This window comes from Acaryochloris sp. CCMEE 5410 (genome assembly GCF_000238775.2).
In the GTDB taxonomy this organism is placed as follows: Bacteria; Cyanobacteriota; Cyanobacteriia; order Thermosynechococcales; family Thermosynechococcaceae; genus Acaryochloris.
In genome coordinates this window covers 3,093,515-3,108,127 of the sequence record NZ_AFEJ02000001.1, presented here as the reverse complement: position 1 = coordinate 3,108,127, position 14,613 = coordinate 3,093,515, and the positions used below count along the sequence as shown (strand labels likewise).

Below are 14,613 nucleotides of genomic sequence, written 5' to 3'. Positions count from 1 at the left end.
GTAAAACAACCCTGACAATCAGGCTGAGCGCGATATCCGCATGATGAAGTTGAAGCAGAAGATATCGGGATGTTTTCGCTCCTTGGCAGGTGCCCAGCAGTTCTGCCGCATTCGCGGTTATATTTCAACTTTGAGAAAGCAAGATATCCCTGTACTGGATGCACTCAAAAGTATTTTTGCTGACAATCCTGTTAGACCAGTGCTTCAGCCTGGGCAGTAACCATTTTTGATTGGCAGTCGTCTAGGTGTTCGCTATTCACTTTTCGTACTGTAATCATGGATGTTGAGTGTCCATCCCTGGTAACCATACCCATTCGCTTAAATTGTCACCTAGTGATGGATATCACTGAGAGAATGCTGACCAATCACAGTGGCGGTTTATCCATATCACTGCATGGAATCATTCAATCAATGTATGACTACTGAATAGTCGTTTTCAATCATGGACCTGGCCTCGTTGCTCCGCTCTGCATCAGGCCAGTGTGATGTACAACTCATGACCAACAAGTTTTTCAAAGTTATGGGTAAGAAGAAGATTGTCCTGGCTTACTTCGTGGGGGTGACGATTCTGTCATACCTAGGCTGGAACGTTTTAATTAAGCATCCAGATCTACTCGATGCGGCGAAGACCATTACCAAAGTTGATCGATTAGTTCCAGTCACAACAGTAGATTGCGATCAGCTAGAAAACTGTAAATTTACTGTTGATCCCACTCAGACGATTGCCGCTTATCACGATCTACAAGATGGCAGTCTGAAGGAACGCCTCCTGCGGCATTTGCACCATATAGGAAAGCTACCGGTCTTCTTTGATCGTGATTTGCAAGGGATTGCAGATTTATATACGCCGATGATGCAGTCTTCGATGGTCGACACTCTGGATGAAGGAGCAACCAATCGGTATCTGCAGGGGATTCTCTTGATAGGTGAAACCTCCAGTGGAGAGCAACGAGCCTTTATCAGTGCTTACAGTTACCCCGTTACGGATAGAGGCGTACCTTACTATCAAGCGATTTTCAAGATAGGGGCGAAAGATGAATTAGTTCAATATCTGGAGGGTCAGAGTTTTCGCTTTGATGCAGATTTTGACGAAATAGGGATGACGGTGTTCTATTTCACTTTTATACTCCTGGTTTTTGGCAGTTTTCCTGCCATCATCCTAGCTATTTGTGAGGATATGCAGCATGGAAGATCGACATCATTGCCCTTTAAATAGTCCTTTGCCGGGTCTCTTGGCCTCAAGAGTTGGATGATTCGACTGATATATCAACTTGAAATTAGCCTTGATTTGAGCCATGACTCTTTATCCCCAATGAGATATAGGGAAAATTCTGGGTGGGGACTGGGCGATGAAACGTTCACTCTTAATTGCGTTTGCTATTGATGAGCAAGACAGATGAAAGAACTACTATCACCTAAACGTCCGCTCTACATCCATCGTTTGGGCATCACCAGATCACATTTACGTTTTATCCGTGTCACTGCTTAGGCACATGCAAGGGATGTATGACTACTGCATAGCCTTTTTACAGATGGCCTTGGCACGTTTACTCAGACTAGTGCAATGTAAAATTCATGACTAAACAGTTCTTCAAATCCAAGAAAAATAGGGTTAAGGTTGCCCCATTTTACTTCCTGGGAACGTTTCTTCTGGCCTGTTTAGGCTCACTGTGGTTGAGCTATGAAACTTTAGGGTATTTGTTTGAGCGTCCTGCCGTACTCGATGCAGCCAAGACCATTGTCAAGTTGGATCGATTGATTCCAGTCAAGACATCAGATTGCGATAGGCGCGAACAATGTAAGTTTATCGTTGATACATCTCAAACTATCGCGGCTCACTACGATCCACAGCCCCATAGGGAAGAAGAACGTCTTCTACTTTATCTACAAGCTATGGGGAAGCTGCCCTCTTCCTTTGACCAAAATTTGCAAGGAATTGCAGATTTGCATACACCTCTAATGCAGTCTCCTATCATTGCTATGCCTTCGCCTGGGTTCAGCAACAAGTACTTAGGGGGGGTTATTTTAATTGGTGAAACAGCCTCTGGAGAAAAACGTGCCTTCCTTAGTATCTCAGGGAGCCAGATTGCTGAAGACTACTATCCGTACTATGAAGCAATGTTCAAGATAGAGCCGCGTAGCCAAACGGTTCAATATTTAGACGGCCAGCGATTTTTCTCTTTGGATTTCGACGAAACTGTGTTGCCTATTGTCTATTTCATTCTGCTGATGGTGGTCTTTGGAATTATCTTTGTAATAATCTTGGCTATCAGCAAGGGTATTCAGTACTGGCGTCGATCAAGAAATCGTTGATCGACGCTTGAATGAAGATCCGTTGTTGCCTTGATAAAGATGTGGTGCTCGACGCAAGAACCAACTCGAAAACACCCTTGAATTAGGCAATAGACCTTATCGGAAATAAAATGGGTGAGAATAACTTCAAACGTCTATGTCGTAAGTCTTTGAGGCCGATTTTTCTCCAAAAATAAAACGCTTTCCCAGTAAGGCTTTCAGCTATTTCCGATAAGGTCTAATGATGCTTTCCTTCTTCAAAGAGGATTCAGAAGAGATTAAGTCGATGCGAAGGGATGACAGGCTCATTGTTATGCGTGTGCTATTAACGAGAAAGACAGATGAAAGAACCACTATTCAGCTCTATTAGTAAGCCCGTTCGTATTGCGCTGTGCTATTTTCTGGGTGTTGTGCCTTTAAGCTTTGTGGGTTCTCTGTGGATGACCTATGAATATTGGGGCTTTCTGTTGGAGCGTCCAGGTTTACTCGAAGCTGCCAAAACGATTACAAAAGTGGAACATTTGGTTCCAGTCGACACATCCACATGCGATGTGCCTGCAGAGTGCAAGTTTGTCTTGGACACATCTCAGACGATCTCAGAAATCCTCAATAAATCTGAGCAGGACCCTTATTATGATCCGTACTACGATAGCCTTGATGAGCGCCTGCTACGCCATTTACAGACTGCGGGAAAGCTACCTTCATCGTTTGATCAAGCATTACCAGAAGGTCTGGATTTGTATGGTGCGATGATGCAATCTCCGATTATTGCCACTCCTACTGAGGGTTACACCAATCAATACCTACGGGGAACAATTTTGATTGGTAGAACTGCGTCCGGCCAACAACATGCATTTTTGAGTATTAGAGGGGGCCAAGTTGAGAATGATCATTACCCCTTTTATGAAGCGATTTTTACCATTGAGCAGAATGGTAAGACTGTTCGATATCTGGAGGGTCAGCGTTTCTTTTATGAGGTCGCAGGTATCGAGGGGGCTGATGGTTTACCGTTTGCCATGTTTCTATTTTTCGCTATGGTGATTATTTTGGGCGGTTTTCCAACAGCGATTGTCATCATTATTGATGCTTTCTGGAACCGTCCTCCATCTTTAACGCCGTTTGAGTAATCCGCTCAAGTTGATATCTGACTGTAAGGTATCAATCACTTCTTGGCACCAATCAATCCATTCTTGCTCGTATCGAATGCCTCGTCTGAGAGTCAAATACCGGAATTGCATCGCTGGCTCTACAGTTTCTAACTGTTGAAAACAGGCTTCCTTTTCTAGATAGCGTTCCAACTGTTGCTGATGCAGCGCTTGACGAGCTTTGACCTGCTGAATCAAAAGTGGACGGGGAACGTAAGGGCCTGCTAAAACCTTTACTAATAAATCTTCTCGGATAGGGGTCGGCGTGGAAGGCTCTGCATACCAGTCCAGTAGCTCTTGTTTACCCATCTCGGTAATTTGGTAGACCTTTTTATCGGGCTTGCCCTGTTGGGGAACCAGCTCATGGGTTACCCAGCCTTGGGTTTCGATCTTGGATAACTCTCGATAAATCTGCTGCTGACTGGCTTTCCAAAAACAGCTCACCGATTCCTCAAAGCGTTTACTGAGGTCATAGCCGCTGTGGGGAGCCTCAGATAGAACTGTCAGAATCGTGTGGGAAAGGGTCATGAATTGATGATGAGGTGGCGTTGACATATCCAACAAGTTGAGTATAAGCTATCGAAGTAATACTCAACAAGTTTTATATCAACAAGTTGGATATAAACGATGGCTCAATCTACTCCTCTGTTGCCTAAACCGGCCTTTAAACTGCCTGCTTGTAAATCCCTACGGATGCTGGGTTTAGCCGTGTTGGCTGTTGGAGCAGTCACTTTTGGTATCAAAACGTGGGGGACGTCTCAGACTGGCCCCGCTCCCAAACAAGCCATCTTGCCCGTCACCACCCTGTCCCTGCAGCCTTCAACCTCCTATGACATTCAGCGCACCTATGCCGGGGAAGTGCAAGCCAACCGCACCAGTGAACTGGGGTTTGAACTAACCGGAACCTTGATCGAAATTGCTGTGGATGAAGGGGATTGGGTGCAGCAAGGGATGCTCCTGGCTCGTTTAGATACACGCAGCTTTGCTGCCCAGCGTCAGCAGCTTTTGGCCCAAAAAGCTCAGGCCCAAGCCCAGTTCCGAGAGCTAAAGACGGGACCGAGAACGGAAGAGATCGGCGCTGCGCGGGCGGCAGTGGAGGATTTAGGCCAACAGCGGTTGCTTGCTGAGAAGCAGAGTAAGCGTCGTCAAGACCTGTATGAGCAAGGGGCTATTTCCCGTGAGTCGTTTGAAGAACGATATTTTGCCGCCCAAGCCTTGAAAAAACGCCAGGACCAAGCCCGGAAGCGGTTAGAAGAACTCTTGGCGGGAACGCGGGTGGAACAGGTGGAGTCCCAGTCCGCCCAGCTGGCCGAAATTGATGCCCGTCTAAAAGCCTTAGATATTCAGCGCTCTAAAAGTGTGTTGCGAGCGCCCTTTACGGGACAGGTGGCGCAGCGCCTTATGGATGAAGGGGTGGTCTTAAACGGAGGCCAACCAATTTTGCGGCTGGTGGAAACCTCGAAGATCGAGGCCCGAATTGGCATTCCCCAGACGATGGCGAGTCGGATGCAGCCCGGTCAGACCTACCCAGTGCAAGTAGGCAATCAGCGCTATCAGGGGCAGGTGAAAACCCTGCTGCCGGAGGTGGATAACCAAAGTCGAACGGTGATGGCAGTGTTGACGTTACCCAAGGATGCTGCGGTATCGATGGGACAAACGGCCAAGCTGGTGTTGGCTCAACGGCAAACTCAGCCGGGATTTTGGCTGCCCTCAACGGCGGTGATTGCGGGAGAACGGGGCCTATGGTCGGCCTATGTGTTGAAGTCAACGGACCAAGATCAGGTGTTTAGTGTGGCTCGGCGCGATCTAGAAGTGCTGCATACGGCGGGCGATCTCATCTATGTTCGCGGCATGCTCAATCCTCAAGAGCAAGTGATTGCTAAAGGCACCCACCGTCTGGCTCCTGGCCAATTGGTCACAGTTGCCAACGCCAAAAACTAGCGCGATACCGAAACGATACCGGGGCCACCATGTTGAACCTGTTCTACCGCAACCGCCAGTTACTGATTCTATCGATTGCCCTGATTGTAGTTTGGGGCTTGTCCTCTTTTCTGACCTTGCCTCGGTTGGAAGACCCAGAAATTACGCCTCGATTTGCCACGGTAACCACCTTCTGGCCAGGAGCCAGCGCCGAACGGGTAGAGTCGTTAGTCTCAGAACGGATTGAGACAGAGCTACAGGAAATTGAGGAGATTGAAGAAATTGATTCCACCTCCAGTTTGGGGGTGTCCGTGGTGGTGGTGGAACTGAGTGATGCGGTTCCAGATGTCAATCCGATCTGGGCTCAGGTACGCAGCAAGGTGGAAGATACGATTCCAGACCTTCCCCCCGATAGCCTAAAGCCAGAGTTTGACCAGAGTGACCTCAAAGCTTCGGCCTTGATTGTGGCTTTGACCTGGGATTTGGAGGGTGACCCCAACTACACGATTTTGACGCGGGTGGCGGCAGGGCTGGAAGACCGACTGCGCGGCATTCCAGGGACTGACAAGATAGAGGTGTTTGGTGACCCCCAGGAAGAAATTCTGGTGGAGATTAATCAGGCTGAGCTGGCCAATTTGGGGTTAACTCCGGCTGAGGTGGCACGGCAGTTGCAGGCGAGTGATGCCAAGGTTTCAGCGGGGACCTTACGGGGTGAGGCAGATGAGTTTTTGCTGGAAGTGGATACTCAACTGGAAACCCTGGCTCGCATTAAGACGATTCCCATTCAATTGGGCGATGCAGGGCAAGTGACCCAACTGCAGGATATTGCCCAGGTCACCAAAGGCATCCGCACCCCCCTCGATAGCCTTACCCTGATCAACGGCAAGCCAGGCATTACCCTCTCCGCTACGGTGGAATCTCAAGAGCGAGTCGATCAGTGGGCGCAGCTTGCTCGTCAGCAGATCCAAGACTTTCAGGCCAATCTATCGGACGGCATGAGCGTCGAGGTAATCCAAGAACAGAGCCAGTATGTTCGCCAGCGGCTGAACGGCGTGATTACCAATCTGGTGGTGAGTTCGGTCTTGGTAATTGGTATTTCCGTGGTGATGCTGGGTTGGCGGGCGGCTCTGATTGTGGGCACGGCCTTACCCCTAGTGACATTGGCGGTGTTTGGCTGGATGCAGGGACTGGGGATTCCCCTCCATCAGATGTCGATTACGGGCTTGATTATTGCCCTGGGATTGCTGATTGATAACGCCATTATCGTTGTGGATGAAGTCCAGCATCGATTGCGGGAGGGGTTACGGGGGACTATAGCAGTTCAAGAAACCGTTCAACATCTGGGCATTCCACTGCTGGCCTCGACCCTGACCACCGTGTTTGCCTTTGTCCCCATTGCCACGTCCAAAGGCGGCACTGGAGAATTTATCGGCACGATTGGTTTAACGGTTATCCTGGCTCTCTTAAGTTCTCTAGCTGTTTCCCTGACTATCATTGCAGCTCTAACCGCAATTATTGGCGTTGGTCAGCCTGCAACGAAAGGGCCTCGCTGGTTGCGCAAAGGCGTTTCCAGTCCAGCCTTGTCCAGGGGCTTTCGACATCTGCTGCGGCTCACCTTAGCCAAGCCGATTCTGGGGATTGGCCTATCCTTGCTGTTGCCTGTGGTGGGCTTTAGTCAATTTGCCTCCCTACCCCAGCAGTTTTTCCCACCGACTAATCGGGACCAGATCCAAATTCAGGTGGAAATGCCCACCTCGTCCACCATTACCCAAACTACGGAAACCGTGCGTGACCTGCGGGACCGGATGGTAGCCCATGCTGAAGTGGCGGAAGTTCAGTGGTTTATTGGCGAAAGTGCGCCGCGCTTTTTCTACAACATCAATAGCATCCGTACCAATGTCCCGGATTTTGCCCAGGGCATCGTCCAGTTGGCCTCCACTAAAAATCTGAGCCAGACCATTCAGTCCTTACAAGTTGAACTGGATGCCGCTTTTCCTCAAGCTCAAATTTTGGTCAAACAGTTGGAACAAGGTCCCCCCTTTGGCGCGCCTATTGAGATTGAAGTGTTTGGTCCTGATATGGAGACCCTGCGGCAGTTGGGTAATGAACTCCGTACCCTCTTGGCCCAGGAACCCGAGGTGGTGCAAACGCGGGCGGTGATTAATGAAGCCTTGCCGAAGCTGGCCTTAAATGTGGATGAAACCCAGGCTCGACGAGTGGGCTTGAGTAATGAAGCCATTGCCCGTCAGCTTAATGCCTATTTGGATGGCAATACAGGCGGTTCACTTTTAGAATCCACGGAAGATTTGCCCGTGCGGGTGCGCCTGTCCGATACGGATCGGGCGAATTTATCTTCAGTGACGTCTCTAGAGTTGCTGGGGAGTCAAGATGGGCAGGTACCGTTGAGTGCGATCGCAGACATAAATCTAGTGCCCAACCTTGCCACCATTACCCGCCGGGATGGTCAGCGATTCAATACGGTGGAAGGTTATTTGCAAGCAGGAGCCCTACCCGATACGGTGCTCAAGCAGTTCCAGACTCGACTGGATCAAAGTGAGTTTCAACTGCCACCGGGCTATTCCATGACCTATGGCGGTGAAGCGGATGCCCGCGGCAGTGCGGTGGGGAATTTATTAGCCACCGTCGGCTTATTGGTGATTTTGATGACCGCGACCCTGGTTTTGTCTTTTAATTCATTTTTGCTAGCAGGGCTAATTGCTCTGATTGCCCTGCTCAGTATTGGTTTAGGAGCCTTTGCCCTATGGGCATTTCAGTCTATCTTTGGCTTCACCGCGATTTTGGGTATGTTGGGCTTAATTGGTTTAGCGATCAATGATTCGATTGTGGTGTTAGCGGCCCTGCGAGAGGATGAACGGGCCTGTCAGGGATCGCGACGGGCGATTGAGCGGGTAGTATTGTCCTCTGCTCGACATGTGGTGGCGACGACGTTAACGACCATCGTGGGCTTAGTGCCCCTGATGATTGATGAGACGGGATTTTGGCCACCGTTAGCGATTACGATTGCGGGGGGCTTATTGGGGGCCACGATTCTTGCTTTGTATTTTGTGCCCTGTATTTTTCTGCTCATTCATAGAAAATCTCGTCAACATCAAGCTGAGTCAGTAATTGCGATCTCAGCTTAGGAGTGAATGACACTGAGGGCTCTGAGAATGTCGAGAGGAACTCCAATCTTTGAGTAACCGTATCCAATGAGGTTCGCTAGAAAACAGTATCTTTCCTATGAGGGGCTTTTGTCTGCCTCGCTATGCTGTTGGATTAATAAATTGTGGACACAAAACTCTGAGCAGTCTTCATCAGACTGTCTCTCCTTCCTCAATTCCTCCTATAATCCAGGAATGAGTAGTTACCGCTCCCCTCACAATCGTGTGATCGGGGAGCCTTTTTTTGCCCACTTATCAACGAAGTTTAAAGGTGGATTAAAAAGAAATTTCTTTTCGCCAACTATTCTCCATCAATCTTTTTAGCAATCCGTTCGTTCCACTCAACGCTTAATTCCTGCCGATCCATTTGCCAGGTTTTAGGGGCAATATCGTCCTCCGCAAATTCGACATCACCTGTTGGGGGGATATCAACAACATCCACAAGATTTTGCCCCAAAGTCTCAGCCACATCCCATGCATTATCGTGATCTTCTGCTTTGATCCGGCGAACCAGGGGTTTACCACTGTCTCGCTCGTAAATCGCATAAAACTCTTTATTAACAACATCGAATTGACTCATTGTTGTAACTCCAAACTGGATATCCTCAGCCCTAAAGCTATCGTCCCATAAACAAGGGCAAGGCAAAGGGGAATGATCTTGTTTTAGGCAACAGATGCCCTAGTCTTTCTTGATTAAGTCTATGGCAATCCAGTCTTCTTTCTTCTCTTGCCATAAAATGCAATATTGAAAGAAAGTGAATCATCATTTTTGTGATTTTTATTTCTATATCAATTATTTAATTCACTTGATTGAAGCATCTTGTTGTGCATAAAAATATCATGTTAACTGCCATTCAGCCTGGAACCATAGCCATAGGTTTATCAACACTTTTCGCAGTAGGCTTCTGTCATCAGAAAGCCTATTCTAAACAGTTTGATGCTTCTAATGTCACTCAGGACAATATTTATGCCAATACAAAGATTATTGAAAAATTTAACTTTGGTAGTAAAAGTGATGGGTCGTTTTATAGGCATAAATTCACTTTTGAAAGCAATGATACTAGCCATGTAATGGCAACAATGAATAGAGAAAATCCTGGCGGAAATAAGAGTAAAGATGACATCAGAGCTGATATTTGGATAGAGAGTTCTAAGCAAGATAGGTTGCTGGAAATTTCCTCCTTACCTGCCCCCCTCTTCTCTGAGATTCAGAAGTTAGAGACGGTGATTACGTCTAGTGGAGATGCCGCAGATATTTTTGTTCCTCGAAGTGCCAAATCTAATCCGGTTGCCAAGCCTTTTCCGGTGGCGCTGATGCTGCAGGGAGCTAATGTAGACAAATCTCACTACTCCGAATATGCCAAAGTGGTTGCGAGCTATGGCTTTGTAGTTGTCATTCCTAATAACTTAAGACTTTGGCCTTTACCACCTCCTGCGCCAACCACGACAGGGTATTACCCTGAGTTGAAACTAATTAATGAGGTCTGGAATTTCATCAAAGATCCGGCTGTCTCTCCTGTGGCAGAGGTCATCAACCCAGACCAATTGGTACTGCTAGGCCATTCTTTAGGAGGGGCTGCAGGATTAAACGCTGTTCAGGGAGGATGTTCCATTCCCAAATGCCTTTATGGTGAATTCAAGCAGCCAGAAGCATTGGTTGCTGCTGTTTTCTATGGCACTCACCTTAAACCCTATACAGGTGGCCCTGTTCCCCCCATTAATAACGACACGATACCCACAGCTTTAATCTTTGGTGAAAAAGATGGGCGATCGTTTCCTGAGAAAACGAAAGAAACCTATCAGCAGTTGGGGAGTCCGACGAAGATGCTGATATCTATCACGGGAGCCAACCATTTTGGCCTCACGAATAGCAATGCACCTAATAACCCAGGCAATACGCCTGCTGTGGTTCCAGCTATTATCCAGGATCCTAAGGTGCAAGATATTCCTCAATCGTTGGCGATCAAAACGATTGGAACTTGGACAGCATTATTCCTCAGGGCGACAGTTCTTGAAGATCCAATGGCCTTGGATGTGATCTTCAGTGGCGCTGGAGATAAAGTAGATAACAATGTCAAGGTCATGATGCAGAATCCGTCGCCGTAGATTTGTACGACCTAAAATTTTGCGACTCCATCCATTCGATAATCCTGAAAAATTACACTGATACGCTTCCATCTCGTATTGGGCAATCTAGAAATGAACTCTAGGCTCAGGCCATTAAGAAAGAGATTGAATATGTAAATCAATGGGTTAGAAATGGCGAACACCTAACGTCTATTTCGTGGGCCAGAATATTCGCTTTACGATTTTATCTTGTTGGCATTGGGCTGCTACCTCAAGGGTGAAAACAGCCTTCTGAGGGTGAATAGCATAGTAATTACATCCAATTTGAAAAAATCAGCTTGAATTCTTTGATTGATTCAAATATTAGACCTTATCGGAAATAAAATGGGTGAGAATAACTTCAAACGTCTATGTCGTAAGTCTTTGAGGCCGATTTTTCTCCAAAAATAAAACGCTTTCCCAGTAAGGCTTTCAGCTATTTTCGATAAGGTCTATTGAGAGTTTATAGAGCAATTATGCTATTTCTTTGGTCAATCTCTGATCTCAATTTCTCGGGTGTTATCTATCGTTCAGCATAGACTAATTATCTTTTTCATGAATTTGGGATTAATCAGCCATCTCCCAAGTGATGAAATATCCAATTTATGGGAAATTCGTTCCAATGCGTCAAGATGTCGATCAATATCTTTCTGTTCTTATTCGTCAAAAACTCCACTTATGTCTTTCCGAAGGCTGGGTTTATGGACAATTGCAGCAAGAGTTTGCACTTGAGCAGGATGAATTGGAAGAACTTGCCAGACGCTTGGGATTTCGGAAAGGTTGGAATCCTGGTCTGAAAGACTTACTGGAATACCAATGGTCTAAGGATCAAGAAACCGTTCGGACTTTGGAGAGAATTCGGAGAAAATCTTTAGTCCCTAAACCACCCAAGTGCACAAATCGCAATCCACTCAATCAAAAAAGCAAGCATGCTGAGACTTCGCCTGATCAGACGAAAAAAATTAGTAATCAAGAGGAATTGCAACACGCTCTCAATGAGCTTTATGCCCTAACTGGTTTAAATACGGTTAAATCTACAGTGCAAGAGTTAGTCAACATCGCCAAGGTATCTCAGATGCAGGCGAAAGTGGGTATCAAGTCTCCTGGAATCACAAGACATCTAGTATTCACGGGCAATCCTGGAACGGGCAAAACCACGGTCGCGAGGCTGCTAGGAAAGATTTATAAACATTTGGGTGTGGTGTCAAAAGGACATTTTGTCGAAGTCGATCGAAGTCGTTTAGTCGCTGAATATGTGGGCCAAACAGCGCCTAAAACCACCCAAGTGATCGAATCAGCGCTAGGAGGGGTGCTGTTTATTGATGAGGCCTATGCACTGGTTGCAGATGGCCGTGGAGATGCCTTTGGACAAGAGGCAATCAATACACTCCTCAAGATGATGGAAGACCACAGAAACAACTTGGTGGTGGTGGTTGCAGGCTATAAAGAAGAGATGTCTCGTTTTATTGACTCCAACCCTGGTTTAAAGTCCAGGTTTTCTAGAGTGATCCATTTTGAAGATTATGCCCCATCTGAGTTAGCTGATATTTTTAAAGTGATTTGTGAACAGCATGGCTATCTTCTCTCTGAGCAAACCTTGAAGTCCATGCGCCATTTAATTGGACAATATGAAACCCAAATCGGCGAATTGGGCAATGGCCGATTTGTTAGGAACCTTTTTGATCGTTGTGTTGCCATGCAATGTAGCCGTTTGGCTGCTTTAGCCAAGCCTACTAAGAACGATTTAAGGACGTTTCTGCCTGCTGATATTCCCACCCGTGAGCAGCTTGCTCAGTCTCTTTTATAAAAATTAGCGGTTAGCAAAAAGCTGAGTGAAAGGTCATCAGACGCTGATCCTGATGCATATACAAGCTGCGATCGCACGATAGTTTCATAGCATTTGTATGGCACTCTATCAGAGCCTGAAGAGATGAGTTCGAAGATGACACCAATTTTTTTTACCTGGCTTTTGCTCATCTCCATCTGTTACAGCTGCTTGATATACCTCGTGAGTGATTCAATTGCTCTCGGGTTTTGGTTCTTACTATGGTTAACTTCACTTCTCTTCTCTGTGACGACAGTGCTTGCCTTTAGATGGCAAAGGTGGCGTTATCTTTTTCTGATTCAGCCCCTGGCAGTCCTAGTTGCCTTCTTCTTCTGGTCACCGATTAGGCCTTTTGTGAGCTTTTACTTTTCTCTGCATCCAGATATGACCCTCCCAGAAGTGAGAGCTGCCGTTACACAAAATTATGCGGGTACGTCTTTCCGATTACCCAGTGAAGAGAATTGGAGGCCGAATCAGGAGGAAAAGAAAGTTGGTATTTCCAAAAAGCTCTATCTAGTTGACCCCTATAACGTGCTTCTGGACTGTGATGCAATCTTCATCAGTTTTAACTCAGAAGGCAAATTGATTGCTGCCCGATATTCGTCGTTTCCCTTCCCAGACATACGAGTTCCTCAAGAAATCTGAGAGGGAGGGTATGAAGCATGAGGGGACCCGCTAACCTTGAGTAAAATGAAGCTGTCGGTCGCTCTTGGGCGAGCGTTTGGGTAGGCATCAGTATCAGAAGGTTGTCTGTGTTGCCAATGTGTCTACTGCTCAACTGTCCAGATGACCGATGTTCTCCTCTATGTCCTGAACCCCATGCCCCTCCCAGCCCATCTCCTCATTCAGGCCATGTATGAGGCCATTAATGAGCGCAATGTTGCCAAAGCTCTGGAATATGTTGATCCAGACTGTTGTTATCAAGACCTAAATTTTCCGACCCCTTTTCAAGGAAAAGCAGCGGTGGAGGAGCTATTCACCGAATCTTGTAAAGGAATGCCTGCAGACTTGTTGTTTGTGGTGGACGATATCACGGAAGGTGACGCGCTTGCGGTGGGCATTCTCTGGCATGTCGAGCTGGGTGGTATTCCCCTGCCCAATGGCCGAGGGGTTAGCTTTTGTCGACTGTCTGAGAAAACTGGAAAACTGATCTTTGCCCGGGATTTGGTTGAACCTGTGATCAAGCCTGGGAAAGGCGCATTTTTGATTCTGCGCTTGATTGCCCCCTTAGTGCGGCTGCTACTGAAACCCGCTGAGTCTGGGGAAACATCACTTCAGTCTTCAGCCAGCCCGCCAGATTCGTCTCAGCCGTGGATCTCCAGACTGCTCTGGCTTTTAGCAGGAGCCTATATTTATATCCTGTTTCTCTCTCCACCAGGACAGTTAATGCCCGGAGAGCCCGTATGGGCGATTCAAGCGGAAACCTGGCAGGAAGTGCTGAATGAGTCCCTCAACTTCTTCTTTATCTTGCCCTTAGCTAACATGCTAGGCATTCACTACCTGGAAGCTCCCTTGGTCCATCCGGTAGACCAAGCCTTTTTTAACTTTGCCATTGCTTGGATCTTTATTTTCTTGCCTCTATTGCTGGCTGATGTGCGTAGCCAAAAGTTACCCAAAGTGCCGATTTGGAGTATGGCGCTCTTTCTGACGAATGCTTTTATGATTCCGTATATGGCCATGAGAGCTGCCATGCCAATTCCCGCAGAAGTGCCCTCGCCTTCGAAAGGGCTCTTGACTCGGGTTTTTGGTTGGACAGGGCTTTTGGTGAGTGGGATGGCACTGTTCTGGTTTGGGTTTGTCGGACCAGAATTTGGCACTGTGGCAGAGCGACTTAACTATTTCGGGACTCAGGTAACGACAAACCGGGTCTCCGCTGCCTTCTGTGTGGACTTTGTCTTCTTTACGTTCTTTCAGATTGTGCTGCTAGGTGCAGTAGAATCGAATCCTCAGAAACGGTGGCTTCGATTTGTGCCTTTTTGGGGCTTGGTGGCTTGGCTGATCATTTAATGGTTAGGAATATTCAACCATTTAGAATTTGGATTTCTCACAATCATTTTTTTATGATCCAGCCATGACCACTATCGGTTCAATCTCTGGAGTTCAATATAGATTAATGTGACTGCAAGTCATACCATCAGAACGTTATCCGACTGGGGGCAAAATG

The 14,613-nt window shown here is 47.1% G+C and carries 11 protein-coding genes and 1 pseudogene; 10 read left to right on the top strand and 2 right to left on the bottom strand.

All coding sequences use genetic code 11. The features are described 5' to 3' along the window. Positions 1 to 13 precede the first annotated feature (13 nt). From ON05_RS14165 to ON05_RS14150, 4 genes and pseudogenes are all read left to right on the top strand, one after another. Positions 14 to 220, top strand: a pseudogene (locus tag ON05_RS14165) (transposase); the annotation flags it as partial. 276 nt (positions 221 to 496) lie between these two features. Then, on the top strand, positions 497 to 1,216 hold the full coding sequence (locus tag ON05_RS14160) for a hypothetical protein (RefSeq protein WP_039780831.1): 720 nt from the start codon (positions 497 to 499) through the stop codon (positions 1,214 to 1,216). A 359-nt stretch (positions 1,217 to 1,575) separates the two neighbouring features. Further along, the gene (locus ON05_RS14155; RefSeq protein ID WP_010475766.1) at positions 1,576 to 2,313 is read left to right on the top strand and encodes a hypothetical protein; all 738 of its coding nucleotides are present in this window, start codon (positions 1,576 to 1,578) and stop codon (positions 2,311 to 2,313) included. 320 nt (positions 2,314 to 2,633) lie between these two features. Then, positions 2,634 to 3,419, top strand: a complete 786-nt coding sequence (locus ON05_RS14150) for a hypothetical protein (RefSeq protein WP_010475764.1) — start codon at positions 2,634 to 2,636, stop codon at positions 3,417 to 3,419. On the opposite strand, the gene ON05_RS14145 is transcribed toward ON05_RS14150, so the two are convergent. Then, entirely contained in the window at positions 3,402 to 3,965 is a 564-nt protein-coding gene (locus tag ON05_RS14145; RefSeq protein ID WP_039780820.1) for a PadR family transcriptional regulator, read from the bottom strand. The two genes, ON05_RS14150 and ON05_RS14145, sit on opposite strands and share 18 nt — an antisense overlap. A gap of 99 nt (positions 3,966 to 4,064) precedes the next feature. On the opposite strand from ON05_RS14145, the gene ON05_RS14140 reads away from it, so the two are divergent. Then, the gene (locus ON05_RS14140; protein WP_010475760.1) at positions 4,065 to 5,378 is read left to right on the top strand and encodes an efflux RND transporter periplasmic adaptor subunit; all 1,314 of its coding nucleotides are present in this window, start codon (positions 4,065 to 4,067) and stop codon (positions 5,376 to 5,378) included. A gap of 29 nt (positions 5,379 to 5,407) precedes the next feature. Beyond that, on the top strand, positions 5,408 to 8,500 hold the full coding sequence (locus ON05_RS14135; RefSeq protein ID WP_010475758.1) for an efflux RND transporter permease subunit: 3,093 nt from the start codon (positions 5,408 to 5,410) through the stop codon (positions 8,498 to 8,500). A 319-nt stretch (positions 8,501 to 8,819) separates the two neighbouring features. On the opposite strand, the gene ON05_RS14130 is transcribed toward ON05_RS14135, so the two are convergent. Then, the gene (locus ON05_RS14130; protein WP_010475756.1) at positions 8,820 to 9,098 is read right to left on the bottom strand and encodes a hypothetical protein; all 279 of its coding nucleotides are present in this window, start codon (positions 9,096 to 9,098) and stop codon (positions 8,820 to 8,822) included. Between the two features lie 260 nt (positions 9,099 to 9,358). Here ON05_RS14130 and ON05_RS14125 point away from each other — a divergent pair, with 260 nt between their 5' ends. The 4 genes from ON05_RS14125 (at position 9,359) to ON05_RS14110 (ending at position 14,456) form a co-directional block, all read left to right on the top strand. Continuing rightward, complete coding sequence (locus ON05_RS14125) at positions 9,359 to 10,624, top strand: chlorophyllase/cutinase-like alpha/beta fold protein (protein WP_010475755.1); 1,266 nt, start codon at positions 9,359 to 9,361, stop codon at positions 10,622 to 10,624. A 622-nt stretch (positions 10,625 to 11,246) separates the two neighbouring features. After that, the gene (locus ON05_RS14120) at positions 11,247 to 12,431 is read left to right on the top strand and encodes an AAA family ATPase (RefSeq protein WP_010475752.1); all 1,185 of its coding nucleotides are present in this window, start codon (positions 11,247 to 11,249) and stop codon (positions 12,429 to 12,431) included. A gap of 402 nt (positions 12,432 to 12,833) precedes the next feature. Next, positions 12,834 to 13,094: a hypothetical protein gene (locus ON05_RS14115; RefSeq protein WP_236619015.1), complete on the top strand. Its 261-nt coding sequence runs from the start codon at positions 12,834 to 12,836 to the stop codon at positions 13,092 to 13,094. A gap of 141 nt (positions 13,095 to 13,235) precedes the next feature. Next, complete coding sequence (locus tag ON05_RS14110) at positions 13,236 to 14,456, top strand: nuclear transport factor 2 family protein (protein WP_010475750.1); 1,221 nt, start codon at positions 13,236 to 13,238, stop codon at positions 14,454 to 14,456. Positions 14,457 to 14,613: the final 157 nt, after the last annotated feature.

Coding starts and splice junctions, on each gene's coding strand:
- ON05_RS14115 (WP_236619015.1), top strand. CDS start 12,834: ATGACCCTCCCAGAAGTGAGAGCTGCCGTTACACAAAATTATGCGGGT.
- ON05_RS14110 (WP_010475750.1), top strand. CDS start 13,236: ATGACCGATGTTCTCCTCTATGTCCTGAACCCCATGCCCCTCCCAGCC.
- ON05_RS14135 (WP_010475758.1), top strand. CDS start 5,408: ATGTTGAACCTGTTCTACCGCAACCGCCAGTTACTGATTCTATCGATT.
- ON05_RS14140 (WP_010475760.1), top strand. CDS start 4,065: ATGGCTCAATCTACTCCTCTGTTGCCTAAACCGGCCTTTAAACTGCCT.
- ON05_RS14160 (WP_039780831.1), top strand. CDS start 497: ATGACCAACAAGTTTTTCAAAGTTATGGGTAAGAAGAAGATTGTCCTG.
- ON05_RS14150 (WP_010475764.1), top strand. CDS start 2,634: ATGAAAGAACCACTATTCAGCTCTATTAGTAAGCCCGTTCGTATTGCG.
- ON05_RS14145 (WP_039780820.1), bottom strand. CDS start 3,965: ATGACCCTTTCCCACACGATTCTGACAGTTCTATCTGAGGCTCCCCAC.
- ON05_RS14125 (WP_010475755.1), top strand. CDS start 9,359: ATGTTAACTGCCATTCAGCCTGGAACCATAGCCATAGGTTTATCAACA.
- ON05_RS14130 (WP_010475756.1), bottom strand. CDS start 9,098: ATGAGTCAATTCGATGTTGTTAATAAAGAGTTTTATGCGATTTACGAG.
- ON05_RS14155 (WP_010475766.1), top strand. CDS start 1,576: ATGACTAAACAGTTCTTCAAATCCAAGAAAAATAGGGTTAAGGTTGCC.
- ON05_RS14120 (WP_010475752.1), top strand. CDS start 11,247: ATGCGTCAAGATGTCGATCAATATCTTTCTGTTCTTATTCGTCAAAAA.